General features: G+C 53.1%; 25 protein-coding genes. 12 read left to right on the top strand and 13 right to left on the bottom strand.

What is annotated here, in order from left to right; genetic code table 11:
• Window positions 1-25: 25 nt before the first annotated feature.
• The 4 genes from BN8_RS30005 (at window position 26) to BN8_RS29990 (ending at window position 2867) form a co-directional block, all read left to right on the top strand.
• Window positions 26-721 (top strand): hypothetical protein, encoded by a 696-nt coding sequence (locus BN8_RS30005; protein WP_009285726.1) that lies wholly within the window; start codon window positions 26-28, stop codon window positions 719-721.
• A 5-nt stretch (window positions 722-726) separates the two neighbouring features.
• The gene (locus BN8_RS30000; RefSeq protein WP_009285725.1) at window positions 727-1284 is read left to right on the top strand and encodes a YceI family protein; all 558 of its coding nucleotides are present in this window, start codon (window positions 727-729) and stop codon (window positions 1282-1284) included.
• Window positions 1285-1371: 87 nt separating this feature from the next.
• Window positions 1372-2238 carry a glycosyltransferase family 2 protein gene (locus BN8_RS29995; protein ID WP_009285724.1) on the top strand — a complete coding sequence of 289 codons (867 nt, stop codon included), beginning with the start codon at window positions 1372-1374 and terminating at the stop codon, window positions 2236-2238.
• A gap of 104 nt (window positions 2239-2342) precedes the next feature.
• Window positions 2343-2867 carry a GNAT family N-acetyltransferase gene (locus BN8_RS29990; protein ID WP_009285723.1) on the top strand — a complete coding sequence of 175 codons (525 nt, stop codon included), beginning with the start codon at window positions 2343-2345 and terminating at the stop codon, window positions 2865-2867.
• Between the two features lie 442 nt (window positions 2868-3309).
• Here BN8_RS29990 and BN8_RS29980 read toward each other — a convergent pair whose 3' ends face one another.
• Together BN8_RS29980 and dnaN are read right to left on the bottom strand one after the other, a co-directional pair.
• Window positions 3310-4506, bottom strand: coding sequence for a TCR/Tet family MFS transporter (locus tag BN8_RS29980; protein WP_009285722.1), 1197 nt, complete (start codon window positions 4504-4506; stop codon window positions 3310-3312).
• 88 nt (window positions 4507-4594) lie between these two features.
• Window positions 4595-5716, bottom strand: coding sequence for a DNA polymerase III subunit beta (gene dnaN, locus BN8_RS29975; RefSeq protein ID WP_009285721.1), 1122 nt, complete (start codon window positions 5714-5716; stop codon window positions 4595-4597).
• Between the two features lie 192 nt (window positions 5717-5908).
• Here dnaN and BN8_RS29970 point away from each other — a divergent pair, with 192 nt between their 5' ends.
• Entirely contained in the window at window positions 5909-6427 is a 519-nt protein-coding gene (locus tag BN8_RS29970) for a DUF2480 family protein (RefSeq protein ID WP_009285720.1), read from the top strand.
• A 250-nt stretch (window positions 6428-6677) separates the two neighbouring features.
• Window positions 6678-8624, top strand: coding sequence for a polysaccharide biosynthesis protein (locus BN8_RS29965; RefSeq protein ID WP_009285719.1), 1947 nt, complete (start codon window positions 6678-6680; stop codon window positions 8622-8624).
• Between the two features lie 3 nt (window positions 8625-8627).
• Here the strand turns inward: BN8_RS29965 and BN8_RS29960 are convergent, their stop codons facing one another.
• The 3 genes from BN8_RS29960 to BN8_RS29950 all read right to left on the bottom strand — a co-directional run bounded on the left by BN8_RS29960 (window position 8628) and on the right by BN8_RS29950 (window position 11191).
• Window positions 8628-9404: a polyprenol monophosphomannose synthase gene (locus BN8_RS29960; RefSeq protein ID WP_040007083.1), complete on the bottom strand. Its 777-nt coding sequence runs from the start codon at window positions 9402-9404 to the stop codon at window positions 8628-8630.
• Window positions 9405-9482: 78 nt separating this feature from the next.
• Window positions 9483-10814, bottom strand: a complete 1332-nt coding sequence (gene hemG, locus BN8_RS29955; RefSeq protein ID WP_009285717.1) for a protoporphyrinogen oxidase — start codon at window positions 10812-10814, stop codon at window positions 9483-9485.
• Window positions 10811-11191 carry a DUF4296 domain-containing protein gene (locus BN8_RS29950; RefSeq protein ID WP_009285716.1) on the bottom strand — a complete coding sequence of 127 codons (381 nt, stop codon included), beginning with the start codon at window positions 11189-11191 and terminating at the stop codon, window positions 10811-10813. Before BN8_RS29950 ends, hemG begins: the two co-directional genes overlap by 4 nt.
• A 120-nt stretch (window positions 11192-11311) precedes the next feature.
• Between BN8_RS29950 and BN8_RS29945 the strand changes: the two genes are divergently transcribed.
• The 4 genes from BN8_RS29945 to rnhB all read left to right on the top strand — a co-directional run bounded on the left by BN8_RS29945 (window position 11312) and on the right by rnhB (window position 14937).
• Window positions 11312-12175: a DUF58 domain-containing protein gene (locus tag BN8_RS29945; RefSeq protein WP_040007080.1), complete on the top strand. Its 864-nt coding sequence runs from the start codon at window positions 11312-11314 to the stop codon at window positions 12173-12175.
• 131 nt (window positions 12176-12306) lie between these two features.
• Window positions 12307-13227: a hypothetical protein gene (locus BN8_RS29940; protein WP_192579108.1), complete on the top strand. Its 921-nt coding sequence runs from the start codon at window positions 12307-12309 to the stop codon at window positions 13225-13227.
• Window position 13228: 1 nt separating this feature from the next.
• Complete coding sequence (locus BN8_RS29935; RefSeq protein WP_040007078.1) at window positions 13229-14326, top strand: VWA domain-containing protein; 1098 nt, start codon at window positions 13229-13231, stop codon at window positions 14324-14326.
• Window positions 14327-14361: 35 nt separating this feature from the next.
• Window positions 14362-14937 (top strand): ribonuclease HII, encoded by a 576-nt coding sequence (gene rnhB / locus BN8_RS29930; RefSeq protein WP_009285712.1) that lies wholly within the window; start codon window positions 14362-14364, stop codon window positions 14935-14937.
• A 110-nt stretch (window positions 14938-15047) separates the two neighbouring features.
• Here the strand turns inward: rnhB and BN8_RS29925 are convergent, their stop codons facing one another.
• The 6 genes from BN8_RS29925 to BN8_RS29900 all read right to left on the bottom strand — a co-directional run bounded on the left by BN8_RS29925 (window position 15048) and on the right by BN8_RS29900 (window position 21240).
• The gene (locus BN8_RS29925; RefSeq protein ID WP_009285711.1) at window positions 15048-17207 is read right to left on the bottom strand and encodes a 3-hydroxyacyl-CoA dehydrogenase NAD-binding domain-containing protein; all 2160 of its coding nucleotides are present in this window, start codon (window positions 17205-17207) and stop codon (window positions 15048-15050) included.
• Window positions 17208-17299: 92 nt separating this feature from the next.
• Window positions 17300-18508 (bottom strand): acetyl-CoA C-acetyltransferase, encoded by a 1209-nt coding sequence (locus tag BN8_RS29920; RefSeq protein ID WP_009285710.1) that lies wholly within the window; start codon window positions 18506-18508, stop codon window positions 17300-17302.
• A gap of 131 nt (window positions 18509-18639) precedes the next feature.
• Entirely contained in the window at window positions 18640-18903 is a 264-nt protein-coding gene (locus BN8_RS29915; RefSeq protein WP_009285709.1) for a DUF167 domain-containing protein, read from the bottom strand.
• The gene (locus BN8_RS29910) at window positions 18900-19811 is read right to left on the bottom strand and encodes an SDR family oxidoreductase (RefSeq protein ID WP_009285708.1); all 912 of its coding nucleotides are present in this window, start codon (window positions 19809-19811) and stop codon (window positions 18900-18902) included. Before BN8_RS29910 ends, BN8_RS29915 begins: the two co-directional genes overlap by 4 nt.
• 52 nt (window positions 19812-19863) lie before the next feature.
• Complete coding sequence (locus tag BN8_RS29905; RefSeq protein WP_009285707.1) at window positions 19864-20592, bottom strand: peptidylprolyl isomerase; 729 nt, start codon at window positions 20590-20592, stop codon at window positions 19864-19866.
• Between the two features lie 21 nt (window positions 20593-20613).
• On the bottom strand, window positions 20614-21240 hold the full coding sequence (locus BN8_RS29900) for an ABC transporter ATP-binding protein (protein WP_009285706.1): 627 nt from the start codon (window positions 21238-21240) through the stop codon (window positions 20614-20616).
• Between the two features lie 125 nt (window positions 21241-21365).
• Here BN8_RS29900 and purN point away from each other — a divergent pair, with 125 nt between their 5' ends.
• A complete protein-coding gene (gene purN, locus BN8_RS29895) occupies window positions 21366-21938 on the top strand; it encodes a phosphoribosylglycinamide formyltransferase (RefSeq protein ID WP_009285705.1) in 573 nt (190 codons plus the stop codon).
• Window positions 21939-21972: 34 nt separating this feature from the next.
• Window positions 21973-22374, top strand: a complete 402-nt coding sequence (locus tag BN8_RS29890) for a hypothetical protein (protein ID WP_009285704.1) — start codon at window positions 21973-21975, stop codon at window positions 22372-22374.
• Here the strand turns inward: BN8_RS29890 and BN8_RS29885 are convergent, their stop codons facing one another.
• On the bottom strand, window positions 22375-22602 hold the full coding sequence (locus BN8_RS29885; protein ID WP_009285703.1) for a hypothetical protein: 228 nt from the start codon (window positions 22600-22602) through the stop codon (window positions 22375-22377).
• Window positions 22603-22700: 98 nt separating this feature from the next.
• Window positions 22701-24260 carry a M28 family peptidase gene (locus BN8_RS29880; protein WP_009285702.1) on the bottom strand — a complete coding sequence of 520 codons (1560 nt, stop codon included), beginning with the start codon at window positions 24258-24260 and terminating at the stop codon, window positions 22701-22703.
• Window positions 24261-24308 lie beyond the last annotated feature (48 nt).

Genomic DNA, 24308 nt, shown 5'->3' with positions numbered 1-24308 from the left:
GGCTCAGCCGTCCCCTGTTTACCTTATGAAACATCGACTGCTTACCATTTTCCTGCTTTTTCTTGGCATTGGGTCTGTTCAGGCGCAGAACCCGACCGCTACGCCGGATTCTGTCCGTACGGTTGCCGACACTACGGCCCCGGCCACTACGGATGCCGATGCGTTGCTGGCTGATCTGACCGACTCAACTGAAGCACAGCCCCTGCTTCCTCGTAAGATGATTTTCACACAACGGGCATTCTGGGGACCCAAAGGACTGTTGCGGATCACCAACGCAGCTCCCCTGACGGCCGAAGGCCGCGCCAAGGAACTTAAAATTCGGCGGACGATGCTCGTAACGCATCAGATCGGCGGCTTCGTTACGCTGGCGGGCTTCGTTGCCCAGGGGTTTCTGGGGGCAAAACTATATAATGCCAAAGGTGAAGACTACGTCCGGGTGAAGCGCCAGCACGAAAACATGGCTACGTTCATCAACATTTCGTACGGAACAACCCTGGCGCTGGCGCTGACCTCCCCTCCTCCGGCGGTTGGCTCGCGGAAGGGCTTCAGTTCTATAAAACTGCACAAATACCTGGCGATTGTTCACCTGACGGGTATGGTCGCTACGAATATTCTGGCGCGCGCCATTCAGACCAACTACGAGTTGAAGCCGTACCACCGGGCAGCCGCCTACACCACATTTGGCACCTATGCAGCATCAATTATCGCTTTAACGTTCTGACCGTTATGAAACGAATTTTGATTTTTAGCGGCCTGCTGGCCCTACTGTGCCTATCTGCGTTCGTAGCGCCGAAGGCAAAACGAAAACTGGTGGCCGATAAATCGCTTTCGACCGTTACGTATGCGGCCAGGCATCCATTGCATAACTGGGAAGGCGTAAGTCGGGATGTCAGTTGCGCCGTTATGTACAACGATGACTCAAAGCAGATAGAGAGCGTTGCTGTATCTATCAAGGTGGCCTCTTTTGACAGTAAAAACAGTAATCGCGATTCGCACGCGCTGGAAGTGCTCGAAGGGTTGAAATACCCGAACGTTACTTTTGTCAGTTCCGAACTGAAACCCAGCGAAGACGGCACCCTGACGGCCCGGGGAAATCTGACCTTCCACGGCGTAACGCGCCCCATTACCTTGCAGGCTATCAGCAAAGAAGAGAACGGACGGCTGACAATCGAAGGCGATTTTCCGGTAACCCTGAGTAGCCATAACATTGAACGCCCCTCCTTAATGGGCCTGAAAGTAGAGGATCAGATGACGCTCCGATTTAGCGCCGTATTTAAACTCTGATCGCCTTTCACTCAATTTATTACGCTGTTGCTCAGGAGGGACGTATTTTCGTAGCCGTCCGATTAATGTATTCGTACCCGGCAACGCATGATTTATCCAACCTTACCAGCCTGGCTGCAACCGCACCGCTTCACCTATACGCCTGGGGCGGTATCGCCGGAGCGGCTTGAAGACTTACGATCCCGACTGGCGCAGTTCCGGGTAGATGACCCGGAGGTGTCTATTATTATTCCGGCGTATAACGAGGAAGAAAGCATTCTGAACATGCTTTCTTCGCTGGGAAATCAGCAAACCCGCTACCGGACGGAGTTGATCGTTTCCAACAACAACTCCAAAGACCGCACGCAGGAACTGCTCGATGCCTGTGGGGTCCGTTCGCTGTTTGTGACGGATCAGGGTGCGGCCTTTGCACGGCAGGCTGCTCTAACCGCAGCTCGCGGTACGTACATCGTCAATGCAGATTCGGACTGCCTGTATCCGCCCGGTTGGGTTGATGCACTGGTCGATCCGCTACGTAATCAGGAGGTCGCCTGTACCTACACCACCTATTCGTTTGTTCCGAGCGACGTAAACTCCCGGGCAGCTCTGATCATTCATGAAACAGCCGCCCGGCTCATGTTTCGGCTTCGTCGGCTTCGAGGCTACGAATGCGTAAACGTAATGGGCTTCAGCAGTGCGTTCCGGCGGGACGATGCCCTCAGCGTTGGCGGTTTTAATACGTCGTTCAAACGGGGCGTCGACATCGAAAGCGACGACGGCTGGATGGCAATGATGTTGCTCAAGAAAGGCCGGATTCAGCGCGTTACGTCGACGGCTGGTCACGTCTGGAGCAGCGACCGCCTGCTCGCCCGCGACGGTGGCGTACTGAAGGCCATGTACAAACGGGCGATGTTTGAGGTTCGTCGGATTGGCTGGTACCTACGCCCTGCCGATGTAGAACCTGCTTCAAAATAATTCCGAGAAAAGGACTGATTATTAGCCAGCTATTCACAAATAAGCTCCGGTTTACCCCCGGAGCTTATTTGTTTACCTGCTAAATCAACTACCTTTATCCGATCATGTTCTTCCTTGAAACTACCCGCCTGCGACTTATTCCGCTGACGAGTCAGCATTTATCCTTATGGTTGCGAAGCCGAACGCTGCTCGAACGAATACTTGGCCTGACGCCGGAGCCGTACGATCTCGAACCCGAATATTACACCGAAGTCATTGACGCCCTTCAAAATTACTGGCTTCCAAACACCGAACGGTACCCAAGCCAATACATGTGGTTTACAAACTGGGAGATCGTCCCCAAAGATCAAAATATATCCGTGGGCGGCATTGGGCTCGCCGGTCTGCCAAACGACGCTGGCGAAACTATGGTTGGCTACAGTCTGCTACGTAAGTATCGGCGGCAGGGCTACGCTACTGAAGCCATGCAGGAACTGCTCAACTGGGCGTTCGAAAACCCAAATCTACAAACTGTTATTGCCGATACGCACATCGATAATCACGCATCGCAGGGGGTTTTGCTAAAAAACGGCTTCATCAAAAGCCGTGAAAACGACGAGATTGTTCGGTGGCATCACCAGCGAATCTGATCGCTGAGCGTCCTGCTACGCCTTGGGAGGCAGCTACAGGAAACACATAAAGCCTTTAGAAAATAAAGACGTTTACTATACCTGAGGCAATTATAAAGAAAGCCTGTAAATGCAGCCTGCGTAGTGCAAGCATGGGTAACGCTACGCAGATGTACGCTAGCAAATGACCACTACCGCCATTCAGAAATGGGTCAACGTGCCGATCAAGTAGACAATACAGTACAACGCTGAGCACGGCCATTAACCAGAAAATAATCCAGAACTGAGGCTGATGCTGCGTCAGTGCACCATTGGTATGTTGCTCATACCAGCCTCTAAACCGTTCTGTAATTTCGCTACGTTCCATCTTCCACAGGTAGTTAGAGCTAACGTTTCCCTATTTAAAGGTCAACAGATTGACCTCACTACTTGTTGCCATGTCGCACGCTGTCACAGCCATTTGCTACGTAATTGCCCTGCGGGCCAGCAACGCACTAATCAGGATCAGTACTGCCCCCAATAGATATGGCGCTCCGGGAAAATAAACAGGTGTTGTACGGGAGGTGAAATACGAGAACAGGTTCGTCATCATAACCGGCCCGACAATAGACGTTACACTGACCAGGCTCGTTAAAGCTCCCTGCAGTTCTCCCTGTTCGTTTGATGGCACTTGCCCTGTGATGATCGACTGCAACGACGGCCCGGCCAGACCGCCCAGCGCGTAGGGCACCATGAACAGGAACATCATCCAGCTCTGGGTAGCGAAGGCGAAACAGGTAAGTCCGAGTGAATAGAACAACAAGCCGATCAGCAGCGCTTTTCGCTGACCGACTTTCGGCACAATAACGCGGCTCAGTCCACCCTGCACGATCGCGAACGACAGACCAATAGCTCCCAGCGACCACCCTACCGTCTGCTCGTTCCACTTGAATTTCTCCATGACGTAGAACGTCCAGGTCCCCTGAATGGCAAAACCAGCCAGATAAATCAGCACCAGGGAGGCAACCAGCCCAATAATAACCGGATACCGGCCGAGTCGCTGAAGCGATCCGATCGGATTAGCCCGTCGCCAGTCGAACGGCCGTCGGTTTTCGGGGGCCAGTGATTCCGGCAGGATAAAAAAGCCGTACAGTACGTTGAGCATGGCCAGTCCGGCCGCTACGAAGAACGGCGTTCGCGGACCAAAGCGGGCCAGCAGCCCTCCCAGAATCGGTCCCAGAATGAACCCAACACCAAACGCAGCTCCGACGAGACCAAAATTTTGCGCCCGTTTCTCGGGTTCGCTGACATCGGCAATGTAGGCATTGGCTGTTGTAAAACTGGCACCGGTAATGCCCGCAACCAGTCGCCCAACAAACAGCCAGCCGATAGATGGCGCAAACCCCTGAAACAGATAATCGATACTAAATCCTAAAAGTGAGAAAAGCAGCACCGGCCGTCGACCGTACCGATCGCTGAGGCCACCCAGCACTGGTGAGAATACAAATTGCATGATGGCGTACGAAAACGTCAGCCAGCCACCGTAGCTGGCTGCTTCGCTCAGATTGCCATCGATTAACTGCTCAATAAGTTTCGGGAAAACCGGGATGATGATCCCCAGCCCCGTAACGTCGATCAGCAGCGTAATAAAAATGAAGGTGAGGGCGTGGTTCTTTTTCATGAGGAGAAAAGGATAAAAGGAGGACGGGAGGAAAGAAGCAGGGTACCGTCACCCTTTCTCCTTTCCTCCCGTCCTCCTTTTATCCTTTTTAAGCGTATGTATTCAACATAACAGGCATCACCAGCATCAGAATATCTTCGTTTTCTTCCTTGTCGGCCGGGATGAGCAGACCAGCACGGTTCGGTGCCGACAGCTCGAGCGAGATCATGCGGGCGCTCAGGTTACTCAGCATCTCCGACATCAGCTTGGCATTGAAACCAATCTCCATCGCATCGCCGTCGTAGTCGCAGAGCAGTTTCTCGTTGGCTTCGTTCGAGTAATCGAGGTCTTCGGCCGAAATGGTCAGCGAGTTCGTCTTGAGCGACAGCCGGATCTGGTGCGTAGTCCGGTTGGCGTAAATCATAATCCGCTTCAGCGAGTTGAGCAGGTCTGTCCGGCCAATGGTCATCACATTCGGGTTATTGGTCGGGATGGCGTTTTCATAATCCGGAAAACGCTCGTCGATCAGGCGGCAGATGAGTTGTGTTGGTCCGAACGAAAACGACGCATTCGCCTGGCTGAATTCGGCTTTTACCGGTACATTTTCGGGCAGCGATGATTTCAGTAGCTGCAGGGCTTTCCGCGGAACAATCATCGACGTATTGGCCGATGAGTTCAGGTCGGTGCGCCGGTAGCGAATCAGCCGGTGACCGTCCGTAGCGACGAACGTAGCGTTGTCTTCGCTGAGTTGCAGGTACACACCCGTCATGGCCGGGCGCAGGTCATCGGTGCTCGTCGCAAAAACGGTGTTGTTGATAGCTCCCAGCAGCGCATCCGACGTCAGTTCCACAGCCAGGTTTTTATTCACCGTCGGCAGTTTCGGGAAGTCAATCGGGTTTTCGCCGGATAGTTTGTAGCGACCGTTATCGGTCAGAATTTCGGTACCAAACGTATCGGTGTCGATATTGAACGTAACGGGTTGCTCGGGCAGGCTCCGCAGCGTATCCAGCAGCAGCTTGGCCGGAATCGCAATGGCACCGTTCTCCGACGACTCCACCGGAATCTGCGTAGTCATGGTCGTCTGTAGATCCGACGCCGTTACGGTAAGCGTCCCATCTTCCAGGCGAAACAGAAAGTTTTCAAGGATCGGCACTATCGGGTTGGTTGCCACGACGCCGTTAATGTTCTGAAGGTTTTTGAGTAGTACGGACGAGGAAACGATGAATTTCATGGGCCAATCGTTTAGGGCGTTTCGTATAAAGATATAAGAACAAAAGTAGCAAAAAAAGCCCGAAACCTTTCGGTGTTTACCTATTGTTTCACCTTCAATGTTTCAGGTCCCAAGTTTCAAAACCAGCGTGTGCAACAACCCCTTGATTTGGCACCTGAAGCCTGAAACATTGACCTTTTAAAACACAGATGTATGGAAACTGAAATAGTCAACCGGGTGGCCGGTAGCGGCCTGGTTACACTTGATCTTGAGGACTACTATCACCCCGGCGAGCGGGTTGTCTACGACCTGAAAGACAATCTGTACATGGGGCTTATCCTGAAAGAAAAAGATTTCCGCGCCTTTCTGAAAGAGCACGACTGGAGCCAGTACGCCGGAAAAAACGTAGCCATTACGTGTTCGGAAGATGCGATTGTTCCAACCTGGGCGTATATGCTGCTGACGCTTCAACTCCAGCCGTATGCGAACACCATCGTGTTCGGCAGTCTTACGGACCTGGAAGAAAAGCTATATTTTGACGCGATTGCTCAAATCAATCCGGAAGATTATCGAGACGTCCGGGTGGTGGTTAAGGGATGCAGCAAGGTTCCCGTTCCTACGGCCGCTTACGTTGAACTGACCCGGGTGCTTCGGCCGGTGGTGCAGAGCCTGCTGTTTGGTGAGCCATGTAGTACGGTTCCGCTTTACAAACGCCCAAAACAAGCGGTATAGCCACTTAGTCCGTGCAGCCCAGGCGGGTTCAGGACTTGAGTAATTATGCTCAGGAATAGCTCTCTTTATTTGCTATAGAGAAAGCAATATAAAATTCTTTAGCAAAGTACGTAATCGGGTAAACCTATTACGTTAAGTCACTTTATTGAAATATTAATTGCTTAATTAAAGTGTACCATTATTTTTGCCGGGCCGCTTTGACACCATTTTTTAACTATTGGTGTCGGGCAGGCTCCACCGTACACTTTTTATGATTCATTTACTGTCGACGAGGTTCGCGAATCGCTTCGCCCCTCGCCTGTTGGTGCTGTCAGTTGATCTGGCGGTCACCTTGTTTGCGTTCGTCTGTGCTTGGATGTTACGCTTCAATTTTACCGTTGATCCTGCCAACTGGCACAACTTCCACCTCGTTGCATTACTGGTTAGTCGGTTTTTGCTGTTCATCCTGATTCGGCCGTTTCAGGGTATAATCCGGCACACCGGCGTTGAAGACGCGCAATTGATTACCCAGGCCGTTACGTTCAGTAGCTTACTGGCCGGCTTCGGTTCCTATGCACTAAGCCGTTTTTTAGCGGAATCATGGCTCTACATTCCGGCGTCCATTCTGGCGATTGAGTATTTCATCAGCATGGTCTTGCTGATTGGCATCCGATTTGGCATCAAGTATCTGTATTACAAACTACTCGATAGTCCTAGGGGCGACTACCAGGACGTCTTGATCTACGGGGCTGGGGATCTGGGTACTCGTACGAAAGATATGCTACAGCGCGACCGCCGACAGCGGTATCGGATTCTGGGCTTTATCGACGACAACCCAACCAAAACGGGGAAAACGGTACGGGGTGTTAAAGTTTATAGTCCTTTGGAAGTAGCCGCGGTATTTCTCCACGCCCCCCGCAAACCACAGGTTATTCTGGCAATTGCTACGCTTCAGGGGCAGCGTCGTCACGAGATCTCCGGCTTCCTGCAACAGTATCAGCTTAGTAGCACCATAGTTCCATCGGCTCAGGATTGGATGAACGGCAAAAGTAGTCAGCGCAAGGGACCTGAGATTTCGGTTGAAGACCTTCTGGGACGGCCGACGATCCGGCTGGACAGTACGGCCGTTGATGATCTGCTACGCAACCAGACCATCCTGGTTACGGGGGCTGCGGGGTCAATCGGGAGCGAACTGGTCCGGCAGTTACTGAACCACGAACCAGCCCGAATTATCCTGGTCGACCAGGCTGAATCGGCATTGTATGACCTGATCTTTCGGTTACGCCGACTCCCCAACCACATTGGTGCTGATGCCATCCTGACGCCCCAGGTTGCCGATGTTACGGATGCCGATCGGATGCAGCAGTTGTTCCAGCAGTATCTTCCCCAATTCGTTTTTCATGCGGCTGCTTACAAGCACGTGCCTCTCATGGAAGAGCACCCCTATGAAGCCGTTAAGGTGAACGTATTGGGTACCAAAATTGTAGCTAATCTGGCCCTGGCGTTTAAGGTTAAAAAGTTTGTGCTGGTGTCGACCGACAAGGCCGTCAACCCAACCAACGTAATGGGAGCCACCAAGCGGCTGGCCGAAATGTATCTACAGAGCCTGAATGACCTTTCTCAAGCCAGTTTTACGGGATCATCAACGCGATTTATCACGACGCGATTCGGCAACGTACTGGGGTCGAGTGGGTCGGTCGTACCGATTTTTAAGCAGCAGATTGAGGCAGGTGGCCCGGTAACGGTGACTCATCCTGACATCATCCGTTATTTTATGACCATCCCGGAAGCCTGCCAGCTCGTGCTCGAAGCGGCCGCGATGGGTCAGGGCAACGAAGTGTTCGTGTTTGATATGGGGCAGCCCGTTCGTATCGCCGACCTGGCTCGTCAGATGATTCACCTCTCTGGTTATCGGGTAAATCAGGACATTGCGCTGGAATTTACGGGCCTGCGTCCGGGAGAAAAACTATACGAAGAACTGTTGAATTCGACCGAGTCGACGCTACCAACCCACCACCCGAAAATTTTGATTGCTCGCTTACAAACGCCGGATGCCTACCAGTTGCAACAGGCCATTAGTCAGTTAGAGCAAGCTCTTCAGTATGTCGACAATACGTTGCTGGTTAGTATTCTGAAGGAAGCCATTCCGGAGTATGTCAGCCATAATTCGCCGTACGTGGCTCTGGACCGAAACGCGCAGCGGTCGCTAAGTAAATAACCGTTATACCGTATCGACAGGCTCAGGCTCGGCTATGGCTTTAGGTTTGCTGGGAATGTAATGCTTAAAGAAACTACTGATTTTCATTTGGATAACCCCAAAAACAGCTTCTTTAAAAATACGGGTCGACATCTTGGAAACGCCTTTGGTCCGATCGGTGAAGATGATGGGTACCTCAACGATCTTAAAACCGTATTTCCAGCACGTAAACTTCATTTCGATCTGGAAGGCGTATCCGACAAATTTGATGGGTCGCTGAAGAATTACTTCCAGTACTTCGCTGCGGTAACAGACAAATCCGGCGGTTGGGTCCATAACCGACATGCCCGTAATGAACCGGACGTAAACGCCCGCGAAATAGGACATCAGCACCCGGCCCATCGGCCAGTTCACAACGTTGACGCCCTTAATATACCGCGACCCGACGGCCACATCGGCTCCTTCGTTAGCGCAGGCATGGTAGAGCCGCACCAGGTCCTCGGGGTTATGCGAAAAGTCGGCGTCCATCTCAAAAAGGTACTGGTACCCCCGGGCCAGCGCCCACTTAAAGCCGTCGATGTAGGCGGTACCGAGTCCAAGTTTTCCGCGCCGTTCGAGCAGATGCAGTTGCGTACCAAACTCCTCCTGCAGATCCCGGACGCGCTGGGCCGTGCCATCGGGCGAACCATCGTCGACAATCAGGACATCAAATGGCTTCGACAAGCTGAACACCTTGCGAATGATAGCCTCAATGTTTTCGATTTCGTTGTATGTCGGGATTACTACCAGGCGTTCTTTCACGGCAACAGAGGAGGTTAGCAAACTTATGGGACTCATTTATACAACAGCAAAAGGGCCGCTCTTTGTACAATTTAACTATTAAAATTTGTTAATCAATGATTTATCCGCTAGCTGGACCGCCATCGTACGGCCTTTTTGTATACAATCAGCTAACGACAATCCTCCATGCCAGTTAGCGCAGACAAGCAAGCCCTCAGACTCGTACTGTTCAACCCACTGATTAACAGGCAATAAATTAGCATCATATTGCGGAATAGCCCGTTCCCAGCGGTAGATAGCCCGCCAGTTTGGTTCACTGCCCCGGATGCCGAAGCTTTCGGCCAGCTCCTGATGCACGCGCTGAAATATGATGTCGTCGGGCTGGCGGGCATTGTCAGGATTCTGTAACCCTCCCACAAACGTAGTGATCAGTACCTCATCAGCAGGGCACCGACCATCAAATATCGAACTGCTCCAGATATGACCAGCGGCAAAACGCCCTTCCACCTTAGGGTTAAGTCCGCCAAATCCGTCCAGCGGGTGTTGGACGTCGGCCCGGCGATAGGCTGAATGTACGGCGGTCATCGGCGGATACACCACCTGCCGGAGGTCGGCAGCGAAGTCGGCATCGATCGGTTCAAGAAGCCGGGCAGCGGCATCAGTGCTGACAGCAAGCACCAGTTGGTCAACGGTCTGTGATCCCGTAGCGCTCTCTACCTGCCAGCCCCCCACCGTGCGGCTGATGCTACTGACGGGATCATTGAGGGATAGATTGGTCAATCTGTCGGCCAGCGCCCGAGGCAACATATGCATCCCCTCCCGAAAACTGAACGACTGTCGGCGACCGGCCGCGCCCTGGTTTTTGATGAATCCGCGCAGCACTGAGCCATACTCCCGTTCGTATTGCAGCAGCATGGGGAAGGTTTCGGATACCAGCAGCCGCTCAGGATCACCGGCGTAGATGCCGGCCACAAACGGCCCCAGGGCGTAATCGACGATTTCGGCCGTAAACCGACGCCGGAAAAACTGCCCCAGCGTTTCGTTGGGGGGCGAAACAGTACGGTTAGTACGCTCACGGAGAACCGCCAGCTTTGTGCTCCAGCTAAAAAAGCTGCCAAACAACAACGACAACGGTCCCGTTGGCAGTTTGCGATATTGCCCGTCACGGTAGATGTATCGGGCCTTACTGACCGGCTTGCTGAACGTAATATCGGCGGTCAGACCAAGTTCGTCAAGCCAGCGCAGGAGGTCATCATTACCCAGCAGAGAGTTAGGTCCATACTCGCGAAGGTAGTTTCCTTCACGGCGCGACCGGATGTAGCCACCGGGTTCGGCTGAGGCTTCCCAGAGTTGATAGTCAATGCCGCGCCGTTGCAACTCGTAGGCCAGGGTTAATCCTGAAATACCGGCGCCAATGATACCGATAGTCATAGACGGGTTTTAGAACTGGAGTCAATCTTTTGCTTCAGATTATCGACCACCTGTTTATAAATAGCTTCCATCTCGTCGGGATGCGACGAGTAGTAGACGTAGCTCCGGGTGTAGGCTGACGTATCGACCTGGTATTTTTTCAGAATGCCCTTTTCGAGCCGCCTATATATGATATTGGATGAATCGATCGTGGCGATACCCAACCGGCCCACGCGCGCTTCGGCCATGTGTACCTCGGTCAGAATCTCGGCCATGCGCTCCTGTGGAATCAGGTTTTTCGGCCGGTTATTATCGGTCGTGCTGCATGCCTGCCCGATCCATACGGCCAGCAAAAGCATCCCAATAAATCTGATGCGGGTCAACATAATCTGATGCATGGGTTTCTACGTTATTTTTGTACAAAATCCCGATCTGCAAAGTTCGGGATTGATTCGCACAATCTGACTGCCACGCAGCAACTTTGCCCAGCCCAGGCTGTTTCGTGGCTGCTTTGCCCTATGGATGAATTTTTAGCTCGCCTGCGTAATTTCGACATCCGCATCCGGAAAGCGGTTAACTCGCAGATGCGCGGCAGTTTTCGGTCAGTGTTTAAGGGAACTGGGCTTGAATTTGCCGACCTGCGTACCTACCAGTACGGCGACGACGTGCGGGCTATCGACTGGAACGTATCGTCAAAAGGGCATGGTACGTTCGTGAAGGTTTTCCGCGAAGAAAAAGACCAGACCGTATTTTTTGTTGTCGATGTCAGTGCATCGCAGCAGGTGGGTCCTTCGCACCGGGCTAAACTCGACACGACCAAAGAGGTATGTGGTGTGCTGGCGATGTCGGCTATTCGCGAAGCCAGCCACGTTGGCCTGTACTGTTTTTCCGACCAGAAAGAGCGGTACATCAAGCCGTCGAACAGTATGAAAACCGGTTATCAGCTCATCATGAGCCTCTTCAAGCTACAACCGGAGTCGATCCGAACCAACCTGGCGGATGCGATCCTGTTTACGCTGAACGTACTGAAACGCCGGAGCGTGGTCATTCTGCTGTCGGATTTCATCGACCAGAGCTACGAGCATAACCTCAAAGCACTGGCTAAAAAACACGATCTGGTGGTCATTCACCTGTATGATCAGCGCGAGGTAAACCTGCCTGAACTGGGTATTATTCCGGTTCACGACGTCGAAACCGGCCGGACGACCTGGATCAATACGTCGTCCCGGTCATTCCGCAATACCCTGCGCGACTCGTTTCGTCAGACCCAGACCCGGCTGGAGCGGCTGTGTAAACAATACAATGCCAATTACCTCGCACTCGAGTCGCAGGAAGATTTTGTACCCAAACTGGTCGAATTATTCCGTATTCGCCGGTACTGATCCGGTTATTTTTAATGGTTCGTTGCCCAAACCTGTTAACCCTGAAACCGCGTTACGTATTGATTTTCGTCGTTCGAATCCTATCGCTGATTTGCTTGCTCTCGCTTTCGCTTAGGGCGCAGGTACCGCCTGTGGGACGTTTTCTGACCGACAGCATACAGATTGGGCGACCGTTTCAGTACGCCCTGGTGTATCGCCATCAGCCAACAGAAGAAGTTTTGTTCCCGGATACGGCTATCCATTTCGCTCCTTATCAGGTTCGGCAGGTTACGACGTTTCCGACAACCACGACCGGAACACTGCCCGACATCATCAGCCGGGATAGTGCCGTTTACACACTGATTTCATTCGAGACGACGTCCGCTCAAGTGCTTCAGGTGCCAATCCGTATCGTTAGGGACGCCGACTGTACGCTGATCATGACCCAGCCCGATACGATATTCCTCCGGACGTCAATTGCAGCTAATGCCGCCGATACAACCGGAGTGGCATCAACCACGCTGGCTACACATACGGAGTTGATTCAACTTCGGCAGCAGTTTAACTATCCCATTCTGGTCGCTGTCGTTACGGGCCTGAGTATGCTACTGGGGTTACTGTATCTGTTATTCGGGCGCTGGATCTCGCGCAAAATCAGGCTTTATCAGCTTTATCTGAGACATATGCGTTTTCAGCGAAACTACAATCAGTTGATCCGGACGCTCAACGCCGAAACCGCAACCACGACTACCAGCCAGGCGATAGTAATCTGGAAAGAGTACCTTGGCCGGTTGGAAGGTCAATCGTTTGCGTCGCTGACAACCACAGAAATTGCCGAACGAATAGCCGACGAACGCGTTGTCGACGCATTGCGTGAAGCAGATCGGGTGATCTACGGTGGAGCGTTTTCGGTTCAGTCGCAACCCGCCCTCCGCTTATTGCGCGATGTAGCCACGCAGACGTATCGCCGTCAGCGCGCGGCTCTGCTGGCCAGCACGTCCAGCAAGCATAGTGATGGACCAACGGATTCGTCATCACCGACCGCATCAACCCAGTTATCTGTACCGTCGTAACATGGAACCATGGTATTCGCTCCACTGGTTCAGCCCGGATCAGTGGCAACAATTTCGATTTGCCCACCCGCTTGCACTCTACGCGATTCCGGCCGTAGTGCTGCTATTCTTACTACGGTATTACATAAACAGACAGGCGCGGCAGCGGCTAAATCTATCCCTGGGAGGTACGCGAAGCGGTCAGCGGTCTACCTCCCGACTACCGATAAGCCGCGAAGTTGCCGACAGATCACTGACCACTATGCTACGGTACCTGCTTCCCCTCAGCGTTTTTCTGGGGATCAGCCTGACCTTAGTAGCGCTGGCCCGTCCTCAGATTGTGCGGCAGCAGCGCGAGGAGCAGTCGAAGGGGATCGACATCATGCTGGCCATCGACGTATCATCGTCCATGACCGAACGCGATCTGTTGCCCAACCGGCTGGCAGCCGCCCGGCAGGTTGCCCAGACGTTCGTAAATGGGCGGAAAAATGACCGGATTGGCCTGGTGGTTTTTGCTGGCGAAGCCTTCTCGCTTTGCCCACTCACCACCGACTACGCCCTGATCAAACAATACCTGGGCGAATTGAACAGCAACATGATCGCGACGTCGGGAACGGCCATCGGTGACGCACTGGCCCGCTGTATAAACCGAATGCGCGAACCCCTCGCCACCTCAGCCGACACGACCAGTAATCAGACCGATTCAACGTCCTCGAAACGTAGTAAGATTGTTATTCTGCTCAGCGACGGCGACAATACGGCCGGCAACCTGGACCCCGTTACGGCGGCCCGGCTGGCCAAAGCCTTTGATATTCGGTTGTATACCATTGCGGTAGGCCGGGCGGTGCGTTCCAGCCGGACGGCATCGGCCACAATTGACGAGGGAATTTTAAAAACGATCGCTGGCATTGGCGATGGCGGTTTTTTCAGGGCCACGGATGTTGGGCGGCTACGGGCTATATTTACCCGGATCAACCGCCTGGAAAAGGCCCCGGTCCGGACGTATGTGTACGAAGATGTTCAGGACTATTACCGTATCTACCTGTACTGGGCCATCGCCTTTCTGTTGTTTGCGTTGTTGCTCAAGAATACCATTTACGGCAATATTCTGGAAGATTGACGGGCCGCTGCAACTAGAGGAAACCGCTTACCAATATGTTGAAATCACATTATAACGCCGACGCCATCGAAGCCGGGCTGGACGAGGTTGGACGGGGGTGTCTGGCCGGGCCTGTGGTAGCGGCTGCGGTTATCCTGCCAAAAGATTACACGCACCCGATCCTGAACGACTCAAAACAACTGACCCGCCAGCAGCGCGAAATCCTGCGTGTTGACATCGAGCGGGACGCCATCGCCTGGGCCGTGGCAGAGGTGTCGCACGAAGAAATCGACCGGATAAACATTTTGAAAGCCAGCTTTCTGGCCATGCACCGGGCCGTCGATGCGCTAACTGTCCGTCCTGAACATTTACTGGTCGACGGCAACCGCTTCATACCGTACCCAATGATTCCGCATACCTGCATCATCAAAGGCGACGCACATTATCTTTCCATTGCCGCGGCTTCCATACTCGCCAAGACGTACCGGGACGACCTGATGGAGCGACTCGGAGCCGAATTTCCGGCGTATGGCTGGGCGCAGAACGTCGGCTATCCAACGCCACATCACCGCGACGCTATCCGTCAGCACGGCCCGACAAAGTACCACCGCATGAGTTTTCGGCTGGTGTGAGGATCAGGTCTACTATTCCGTCCGAATAGGCCAGGCATGACCGTTAAAATGCATCAAGTATTCCTTTGTGCACATAATCTGTGCACAAAGGAATACTTGATGGCAAGTCCTTAAGCAAATTCGCTTTTTCCGGCCCGCTCTCTGAGCTTACTGGTTGGTCGGAAGCGTTCGCCGTACTGGTCGGCCAGCCGGTCGAGCGTTTTGACAAACGTATCGACACCAACAAAATCGACAAACGATAAGGCACCACCCGTGTAAGCCGGGAAGCCCCAGGCCAGAATCGAGCCGAGGTCGGCATCAAGCTTAGTGCGAACCACGCCTTCGTCAAAGCAGCGTACGGCTTCGAGCGCCTGCCGATATAACAAGCGAGTCTTGACTTCGTCCAGCGTTGGCTGTTGCTCAGCTACCGGAAACAGCTCGCTTAAACCGGGCCATAGCTGTTTGCCGCCTTCTGCATAATCGTAGAAGCCCGCTTTGGCTTTCTTACCCAACCGGCCCAGTTCGACAAATTTTTTGGCAATCTGGTAGCTGGTATCCTCTTCGCCGATAGCGCCATCTTTCACGCCCTGCCCAGAAATTTTGTACACCAGATCGAGCGCCACTTCATCAGTAACGGCCAGTGGCCCGACGGGCATTCCGGCATCCTTGCCCGCGTTTTCAATCAATACCGGGTTCACGCCGTCGCGTAGTAATTCCATGCCCTCGGCAGTGTACGTACCAAAGCAGCGTGATGTATAGAACCCGCGTGAGTCATTAACGACAATTGGCGTTTTTTTGATTTTACGCGTGTAATCAATCGCCACCGCCAGGGCGTGATCAGACGTCTGTTTACCCACGATGATTTCTACCAACATCATCTTATCCACGGGTGAAAAGAAGTGGATACCAATGAAGTTTTCGGGTCTGGCTGAAGCTTCAGCCAGGCTACTGATGGGCAGCGTGGAGGTATTGGACCCAAACACACCGCCCTCGGCAAGCATCGGTTCGGCTTCCTTTGTAACCTGCGCTTTCAGTTCACGGTTTTCAAACACCGCTTCGATAATCAGGTCACAGCCGTGCAAATCCTCCGTCTGATCCGTCGCTTTAATCAGATTCAGAATACCATCTACTTTCAGCGGGTCAACTTTACCCCGATCAACGCCTTTCTTAAGCAGACTCCGTGAGTAATCCTTACCCTTCTCAGCGGCCTCAATCGATACGTCTTTCAACACAACCTCGATACCCGCCAGCGCCGATACGTAGGCAATCCCCGAGCCCATCATACCGGCCCCCAGAATACCTACTTTTTTGACGTCGGTTTTATGTACGTCTTTTGGGCGACTAGCTCCTTTGTTGGCCTCGTTCATGCCGAGGAACATCGTCCGGATCAGGTTTTGAGCTACTTTCGACCTGGCAACTTTAACAAAGTGCCGGGCTTCGACCACCAGTGCCCGGTCCATATTTACCTGTAAGCCTTCGTACACGCAGGCCATGATTTCGAGCGGGGCCGGGTAATTGCCTTTGGTTTTATCCATCAGCATGGCCGTTCCGGCGCTGAATACCTGAGCCCCTGTTACGCTCTGAACATTGCCGCCCGGTACGTTGAAGTTATCCTTACCGACAATCTTACCAGTTTTGCGATCGATCTCATCCCACGGCTTCAGTGGTTTTGGCCGGTCGGACGTTCCGTTAGCCGCAATGTACGCCCGGGCCTTTTCCATCATCTCCTCACGACTGGCGGCTACCTCGTCGATCATCCCCAGGTTTTTAGCCTCCTGAACGCTTACCTTCCGACCTTCTACCAGCAGAGGAAGAGCCGCCTGCAAGCCCAGCATACGGGGTAATCGCTGTGTTCCGCCCGCACCCGGCAACAACCCCAGCGTTACTTCAACCAAACCGATTTGCGTTTTCGGGTTCTCCAGGGCGACGCGGTAGTGACAGGCCAGGCAGATTTCGTACCCACCACCCAGCGCCGTGCCGTTGATAGCTGCGACGGTTGGCTTCCCTGATGTTTCGATATTCCGAAACACCCGGTTAAGCTCGGCCGATACCTTCAGCATCTCACTGGGGTCTTTGTCCGCGTTGCGCAGAATCATCTTCAGATCGGCCCCAACGACAAATTCCGGCTTGTCGGATGTAATGATAATGCCCTTTACGGATTCATCGGCATAAGCCCGTTGCAGCGCAGCCTCAAACGCAGGGATTGATTCGTCGTTCAGTACGTTCATCGGTGCGCTGGTCATCTGCCAGCTAATGATGGCAACGTTTTGGTCTACGGTGTAATTAATCATCTTTATCCAGGATGTTGGATGCTGTCTATCTGACCTCTACATTGACCTGAAATAGGTTTAATATCTGATAGCCAGCACCTAAAGTCTGACATCTAATTCACTCGTTCAAAAATCGTCGCGATACCCATACCGCCCCCGATGCAAAGCGTTGAAAGACCAACCTGCTTTCCCGATCGTTCGAGTTCATCAATCAACGTAGCCGAAATGATAGCGCCGGTCGCGCCCAGCGGATGGCCCAGCGCAATTGCGCCCCCGTTGACGTTCAGTTTGCTATGATCCACGCCGAACTCATCCATAAACAGCAGTGGAACGGCCGCAAAGGCTTCATTTACCTCAAACAAATCAATATCACTGATCTGCATACCGGCGCGTTTCAGCACCTTTTTGGTGGCCGGTAGTGGTCCTGTCAGCATAATGGTCGGTTCGGAGCCGACAATAGCGAACGCTTTAATCCGGGCGCGGGGCTTCAAACCGGCCTGTTCGCCAAACGTGCGGCTACCGATCAGTACCCCTGCCGCACCGTCGACGATCTGCGACGAGTTTCCGGCGTGGTGAACGTGGTTGATCCGGTCATACTGAGCGTATTTGAGCAAGGCCAACGCATCCAGCCCCATCTGCCCCATTGCCTCGAAGGCAGGCTTCAGTTTGCTAAGGCTTTCGGCGGTCGTGTCAGGGCGTACGCCTTCGTCGCGATCCAGCAGCGTAACACCAATCTCGTCCCTGACCGGTACAAGGGTTTTGTGAAAACGACCTTCCTGCTGCGATACCGTAGCGCGTCGGTATGATTCAGCCGCAAACGTATCAACATCCTGGCGGCTGTAGCCGTATTTGGTAGCAATAAGATCGGCGGAAATGCCCTGCGGAACAATGTTGTGCCGGGCCACAATCTGGGGATTCATGAACAAGGCGCCCCCATCGGAGCCCATCGGCACCCGCGACATGGATTCAACGCCCCCTGCAACAACGGCATCAACCTGTCCCGACATAACGTAGGCTGCAGCCATGTTGATCGCTTCCAGGCCAGACGAACAGAATCGGTTTAGTTGAACACCAGCCACCGACTCAGCATAGCCGGCTTCGAGCGCAGCGGTGCGGGCTATGTCGGCCCCTTGTTCACCAATGGGCGTTACGCACCCCATAATTACGTCGTCGATCAGTGTCGTGTCCAGTTCATTCCGGTCGCGGAGTTCGCGCAGTACACTGGTTAGCAATTGAATGGGCTGCACGTCATGCAGCGATCCGTCGCTTTTTCCCCGACCTCGTGGGGTTCGAACGGCATCATAAACGAATGCTTCGGCCATGTTGCTTCTTTGAAATTAGTATGCACGCATACGGTTTTCACAAAAGCAAAGGTAAAGCAATTGCCGTTGAAAGCGGGAATCTTGCGTTTATTTACTAAAAAACTTACTTAAAATAAGAAGCGAATGAAACCCTAACCAGCTAACGTAGTAAGCTTCAACCGGACCCTTTCTTCGTCGGCGTCAATGGATAAGCGTTTGTAGGGATTTGTAAAACCCGCGACGATCGTCACCTTTGATTTAGCCAGACCGAGCTGTTTAGCCAGCAACTCAACCAGATATGCGTTGGCCTTGCCGTCCTGCGCCGGGGCTTTTATTTTGGCAATAAGAAGCCCGGCTTCATCGTAGAACAACTGATCTACTTTGCTGCCGGGCTTTACTTTCAGGTGTACTATCATGCTGGTTGCTGCAATTGACCGGCCAGCACGGCAATCCCCTCTTCGAACGAGTGCGGATTGTAGCCCAACACCGACTTGGCCTTGTCGAGGATGAAGCCCGTACGCGGTGGTCGGCGGGCCGGCTGGGTAAAGGTCGACGCATCGGCCTGCGCGATGAGCGACTTATCCAGACCAAAATAGTCGGCGGTACGTATCGCCATTTCGTAGGGCGTCAGTACTTCTTTGCCCGAGATGTTGAAAATACCTTCGGCTTCCTGATCACCAATCAGGTAACAGCCCGTAGCCAGGTCTTCGGCCAGTGTCGGGCTACGCCATTGGTCAGTTACGACCTTGATATTCTTGCCTTCTTCGAGCGATTTCTTTACCCACAGGATGATATTACTCCGGCTCATGTCGTGGGCGATGCCATACACTAGTACGGTACGGGCAATGGCCCACCGAAGCCCCGAGTGAATGACTACTTTTTCGGCCGCGTATTTACTCCAGCCGTAGAAGCTGATCGGATTTCCTTCGGCTTCCTCGTCGTATGGCCCGGCCGTACCGTCGAAAATAAAGTCTGTTGATACGTGGAGCAGGAACGTATTGGTTGCCCGGCAGGCTTCAACCAGATACTCAACCGCCTGCACGTTCTGCGCCCAGCAGGCATCCTTCTGACTTTCGCACTTATCCACATCGGTCATGGCCGCCGTGTGAATAACTACCTGCGGCTGCGTTTCACTGATCACATCGAGCACCTGCTGCCGGTCCGTGATGTCCATTGGCTGGTAGGTGTAGCCTTCCGAATACGGTAGGCGGTTGGCACCTCGTGCCGTTGCGATCAGGTCTATATTGGGCTGTTGCGTAAGCAGCCCAACCAATTTCTGGCCCAGCAGTCCGTTGGCACCGGTAAGCAGCATGCGTTTTTTCATAGTTGAAGCGAGTTTGTGGGAACAACGGCCGGTTACCTGCCCGAACTGTCCATTAATATTGATACTTATACTGTTTTGTAATCTTCTTCTTTTTCACCCACTGGCCGTCCATTGTCATTCGGATGTCCTGTCGCGGCCGGTCGGTATCGTTGCGGGGCTGTTTGGCAATACTGTCTACTACGGCCAATCCGTCGATTACTTCCCCAAAAACAGTGTAGTTGCCGTCCAGATGGGGTGTTCCGCCGAGCGTCTTATACACCTGTTTCTGCGCATCGGTTGGCACCCGGCCACCCCGGGCGGTTGCGCGTTCGACCTGTTTCTGCAAGTCGTCGTCGGTCCAAACCCGGCCCTGCACAATGTAGAACTGACAGCCACTCGACGCTTTATCGGGGTTGTTGTCGCGGGCTGCGGCCAGAGCCCCTTTTTTGTGAAATAAGGCGGGGGCAAACTCAGCCGGTATTTTGTAGCCCACATCGCCGTTGCCGAGCGGCTCGTCTGATTTGGCCCGGCGCGACGCTGGATCTCCACCCTGAATCATGAACTGCTGGATGATCCGGTGGAACATCAGGCTGTCGTAAAATTTGCGCTCAACCAGCTTGATAAAGTTTTCCTTGTGTTTTGGCGTCTGGTCGTACAGCACCAGCCGCATTGTACCGTAGTCGGTTTTGAGGGTAACCAGATAATCCTTTTTCTTACGTGGTCGACCATCCTGGCCCCCAGCAGAAGCCAGCCCGGGAAGCAACAGAACAACTAGTAACAGAATTCGCATGAGTCGGGTCATACCGGCGCAGCAATAGCCGCATTAGAGTTCAATTCGATTTTGAAACACGTCTTTCAGGCGCTGATCGTGGGTAACGACGATCAGGCTGGCACCAATCTGCTCGGATTGTTCGCGAAGCAACCTCACCACACGTTCCGTGTTCTCGTCGTCAAGGTTAGACGTAGGTTCGTCGGCCAGAATAACCTGCGGCTGATTCATAACCGCCCGGGCGATGCTGACCCGCTGCTGTTCACCCTGGCTGAGCTGGTGCGTCTTTTTGGAAAGATGATCGCCAAAACCCAGTTGCGCAGCCAACTGCCGGGCCCGCTCTTTGTTCTGCGGCTGACCAGCCAGATAATTGGAAAGCAACAGATTGTCCAAGACGGACAGTGAACTGACAAAGTGAGGTTTTTGGAACACGATACCAACGTGCCTGGCCCGGAAAGCGACCGTCTGCGCCGGGCTGAGCTGAGTCATATCCGTCTGGTTGATCGTAACCGAACCGCTGTCGGGCTTCAGCAGCAGGGCCAGCAGGTGCAGCAGGGTTGTTTTACCCGTTCCCGACCGCCCCAGAATCAGGAGGGCTTCGCGGTCGGCGCAGCGAACGTCGGGAAACGCAAACTGCTTGGCAGGTGAGTATTGAAACGTAAGTTGATTGGTTGCCAGCATCGGAGTCAGGACTACTGCCGACAAAAATAGACAAAAGTTGTAATTTCGCCGGTCCGTCGATGGTCGTAAGTCAGTTGTAGGGCTTCGTTTTAAACAATTATACCTCGACCGCCAACCTCTGCACAATGACCAAACAAATTGCCATTTTTGCCTCCGGTTCTGGTTCGAACGCCGAAAAAATTGCGGAATACCTCACCAATATCCCTGATGTTGAGACCACATTAATTCTCTCAAACAACCCGAAAGCTGGTGTTATTGACCGCGCCCGGCGGCTCCACATTCCGGTTCTGTTGTTCGACCGCACTACGTTTTACGAATCAAATCAGGTTACACGCCTGTTACAGGCACAAAAAATTGACCTGATCGTCCTGGCGGGCTTTATGTGGCTCATGCCTTCAGAACTGGTTCAGGCGTTTCCGGATCGTATTGTTAACATTCATCCGGCTTTATTACCTAAATTCGGGGGCAAAGGCATGTACGGGCATTTCGTTCACGAAGCCGTTGTCGCAGCCGGGGAGACGGAATCCGGAATTACGATCCACTACGTAAACGAGCACTACGATGAAGGCCAGATTATTTTTCAGGCCAGTTGTCCGGTTGCGCCAACGGATTCGCCCGAGGACGTAGCCCGCCACGTGCAGAAACTGGAACATGAGCACTACCCACGGATTGTGGCCGAACTCGTAGCTGCCATGTAACCTTCAACCAGCTATGTAACAAGTCGACCGAACCATGAAAAAAGGTACGAAACTACTCTTTGGTTTGTTTCTCAGCAGCGCCCTGGCAGGTTGCTTCCGGCCGATTGTTTATCTGCAAAACCGACCGAACTATCCGGTCGACATTTTCTACGCCAATGAGCGACCCGATCGGCCTTTCATTCCGCTGCGAGAACTGGAGATTAAGAATGAAACCCCCGTTGTAGCTCAGCAGATGGTGAACCGGCGCATGGTGAAACGGGGGAATAACATGCAGGAGAAAGAAATTCTGCTCGCCAGAATGTCGCTACAGGCTAAAAATCTGGGTGCCGATGCTCTGGTCGATGTACAGTACAGCTACTTTACATCCATGACTACCAACGGCTACATACTAAAAGGAATTGCGGCTAAGTATCGGGTGGAATACGAACAGCAGTAACTATTTTACTTCTTCGTAATCAACGTATTCACCTCCTTTAAACGTTGATCCGTTCGATTTTGAGGGCTGATTATCCACACGAATATCACCTTCCCGACGCTTGCCGAACGGCTGCCGCTTCTGCTCCTTTACTAATTGCCGCCCCACCAGCAGATAGAACACAAACCGACGCACGGGTGGAACAAAGGCAATAATCAGGAAAGCAATAAAAAGATATTTGATAAGCATGTTGGTGTCTCGTTACAAAACGATAACGTTTCGGATTAGCGATTAGTTTAGTCAACGATTATACCGGCGTACGATTCATACACCGGTATAACCAACTGTTATAAACCATACAAGGCCTTGGCCGCGGGTTCATACTTATCGCCGGGCGACCACTGTGGCCGATTGGGGCGATTAGCAATCAGACGGGCGGCATAAGAATACGCCTGGCAAAACTTCAGAACGTACCCATAATCGAGCGATTCGGGATTGTCAATGGCCTGGTGATAATACTTCGCAATGGCTTCGTCGAAGCTTTTAAAGCCCGGTGAGAATGTGGGCGCCGGAATACCCTTAATCGCGAAATTTACGTTGTCTGATCGATCAAACAGCCCCTGTTCGGGAGCCGGTTCGGCAAATACGCTCAAACCAAAGGCCTTGGCCGCCGTTTCGATTTCTGCCTTGGCCCCCGTACGCTCCAGGCCAATGACCGATACAATCGTCGTATCGTTGTAACCGGCCCCATCGGTATTCAGGTTAAACACCGTCTGCTTCAACGGCACCAGTGGGTGTTCGGCATAATACCGGCTACCCAGCAAACCCACCTCTTCGCCAGTCAGGGCTACAACGAGTACGGAGCGTTTAGGCCGTTGCTCGCTCAACGCTTTAGCTGCCGTCAACAACGCCACGGTACCGAACGCATTGTCGCGGGCACCGTTGAAAATACTGTCAGCAGGGGTATAAGCCGCCCCACCCTGCTTTCCAACACCGACATGGTCGAAATGGGCTGTCAGCAATACGTATTCGTCGCTAAGTTTTGAATCTGTTCCTTCGATCAGGCCCGCTACGTTGGCAGAGGAGACCATAGAGCGAGTCCGGCCCGAGCTACGGAGCGTTACGCTTTGGCCGGGCTCTTTCAGTTGCTTGTACTGATTGTTGGCGTTGTTCACCCAGGCGTGAGTCAGGTCCGCGCTGGAACCACCTGACGTAACCGGTATTGCAATTTGCTCGCGGTTGAAATACTGATTGACAAAACCCCACGGAATAGATTCGCTATAGAGTTCGAGCAATGCTGCTGCTCCTTTATCGGCCGCCAGCTTTCGTTTCGAATTTGAGGCACCGAAAATTTCACGCGGCCCCTTGGCATCGGGTGAGCCCCCCTGCGCAACCACAATTTTGCCTTTTACGTCCTGCCCTTTGTAGCCATCTTCGCCATCAGTCAGGCCGTAGCCAACGTACACGACTTCGCCGGTTGCGTCAATCGGCCCACCGGCCATTACGACCAGGTCTTTGCCCAATTCCAGCGTAGTGCTACCAATCTGCAACGTTGCTGAGCGAGCCGGTACTACGCGTTCGAGTTCAATGGTCTGAAGGTAGTTGCTCTGACCCGGAGCGGGTTTCAACCCCAGGAGCCGAAACTGTTCGGCAATGTAGCGGGCAGCAATCCAGTTCCCCGACTCCCCCGTCCGGCGTCCCTGAAGTTCGTCGGAAGCGAGAAAGCGGGTATGTGCTTCTACTTCGGTACGCGTAATTGATGATTCAGGCAGTTTGGCAACGGGGGCCATGGGACGGGGTGGAGCCAGCCGACCCGACTGCTTACCCGCGGGTTTGGATGTTGACTGGGCCGATGCCGCCGTCAGTACGAAGCCAGACAACAGCGTAGCCAGAGCGTATTTGAACATGATGATTGAATTTGAGGTAAAAATACAAAATTCGTTTCGTTCGTGTGA

The organism is Fibrisoma limi BUZ 3 (assembly GCF_000296815.2).
Lineage (GTDB): Bacteria > Bacteroidota > Bacteroidia > Cytophagales > Spirosomataceae > Fibrisoma > Fibrisoma limi.
Note: the sequence above shows the minus strand (reverse complement) of the source record. Positions and strands in the feature narration are given on the sequence as shown.

What these genes read in the sequence shown, in the direction of transcription:
- BN8_RS30005 (WP_009285726.1), top strand. Translation starts at nt 26, where the DNA reads ATGAAACATCGACTGCTTACCATTTTCCTGCTTTTTCTTGGCATTGGG.
- BN8_RS30000 (WP_009285725.1), top strand. Translation starts at nt 727, where the DNA reads ATGAAACGAATTTTGATTTTTAGCGGCCTGCTGGCCCTACTGTGCCTA.
- BN8_RS29995 (WP_009285724.1), top strand. Translation starts at nt 1,372, where the DNA reads ATGATTTATCCAACCTTACCAGCCTGGCTGCAACCGCACCGCTTCACC.
- BN8_RS29990 (WP_009285723.1), top strand. Translation starts at nt 2,343, where the DNA reads ATGTTCTTCCTTGAAACTACCCGCCTGCGACTTATTCCGCTGACGAGT.
- BN8_RS29980 (WP_009285722.1), bottom strand. Translation starts at nt 4,506, where the DNA reads ATGAAAAAGAACCACGCCCTCACCTTCATTTTTATTACGCTGCTGATC.
- dnaN (WP_009285721.1), bottom strand. Translation starts at nt 5,716, where the DNA reads ATGAAATTCATCGTTTCCTCGTCCGTACTACTCAAAAACCTTCAGAAC.
- BN8_RS29970 (WP_009285720.1), top strand. Translation starts at nt 5,909, where the DNA reads ATGGAAACTGAAATAGTCAACCGGGTGGCCGGTAGCGGCCTGGTTACA.
- BN8_RS29965 (WP_009285719.1), top strand. Translation starts at nt 6,678, where the DNA reads ATGATTCATTTACTGTCGACGAGGTTCGCGAATCGCTTCGCCCCTCGC.
- hemG (WP_009285717.1), bottom strand. Translation starts at nt 10,814, where the DNA reads ATGACTATCGGTATCATTGGCGCCGGTATTTCAGGATTAACCCTGGCC.
- BN8_RS29950 (WP_009285716.1), bottom strand. Translation starts at nt 11,191, where the DNA reads ATGCATCAGATTATGTTGACCCGCATCAGATTTATTGGGATGCTTTTG.
- BN8_RS29945 (WP_040007080.1), top strand. Translation starts at nt 11,312, where the DNA reads ATGGATGAATTTTTAGCTCGCCTGCGTAATTTCGACATCCGCATCCGG.
- BN8_RS29935 (WP_040007078.1), top strand. Translation starts at nt 13,229, where the DNA reads ATGGAACCATGGTATTCGCTCCACTGGTTCAGCCCGGATCAGTGGCAA.
- rnhB (WP_009285712.1), top strand. Translation starts at nt 14,362, where the DNA reads ATGTTGAAATCACATTATAACGCCGACGCCATCGAAGCCGGGCTGGAC.
- BN8_RS29925 (WP_009285711.1), bottom strand. Translation starts at nt 17,207, where the DNA reads ATGATTAATTACACCGTAGACCAAAACGTTGCCATCATTAGCTGGCAG.
- BN8_RS29920 (WP_009285710.1), bottom strand. Translation starts at nt 18,508, where the DNA reads ATGGCCGAAGCATTCGTTTATGATGCCGTTCGAACCCCACGAGGTCGG.
- BN8_RS29915 (WP_009285709.1), bottom strand. Translation starts at nt 18,903, where the DNA reads ATGATAGTACACCTGAAAGTAAAGCCCGGCAGCAAAGTAGATCAGTTG.
- BN8_RS29910 (WP_009285708.1), bottom strand. Translation starts at nt 19,811, where the DNA reads ATGAAAAAACGCATGCTGCTTACCGGTGCCAACGGACTGCTGGGCCAG.
- BN8_RS29905 (WP_009285707.1), bottom strand. Translation starts at nt 20,592, where the DNA reads ATGACCCGACTCATGCGAATTCTGTTACTAGTTGTTCTGTTGCTTCCC.
- BN8_RS29900 (WP_009285706.1), bottom strand. Translation starts at nt 21,240, where the DNA reads ATGCTGGCAACCAATCAACTTACGTTTCAATACTCACCTGCCAAGCAG.
- purN (WP_009285705.1), top strand. Translation starts at nt 21,366, where the DNA reads ATGACCAAACAAATTGCCATTTTTGCCTCCGGTTCTGGTTCGAACGCC.
- BN8_RS29890 (WP_009285704.1), top strand. Translation starts at nt 21,973, where the DNA reads ATGAAAAAAGGTACGAAACTACTCTTTGGTTTGTTTCTCAGCAGCGCC.
- BN8_RS29885 (WP_009285703.1), bottom strand. Translation starts at nt 22,602, where the DNA reads ATGCTTATCAAATATCTTTTTATTGCTTTCCTGATTATTGCCTTTGTT.
- BN8_RS29880 (WP_009285702.1), bottom strand. Translation starts at nt 24,260, where the DNA reads ATGTTCAAATACGCTCTGGCTACGCTGTTGTCTGGCTTCGTACTGACG.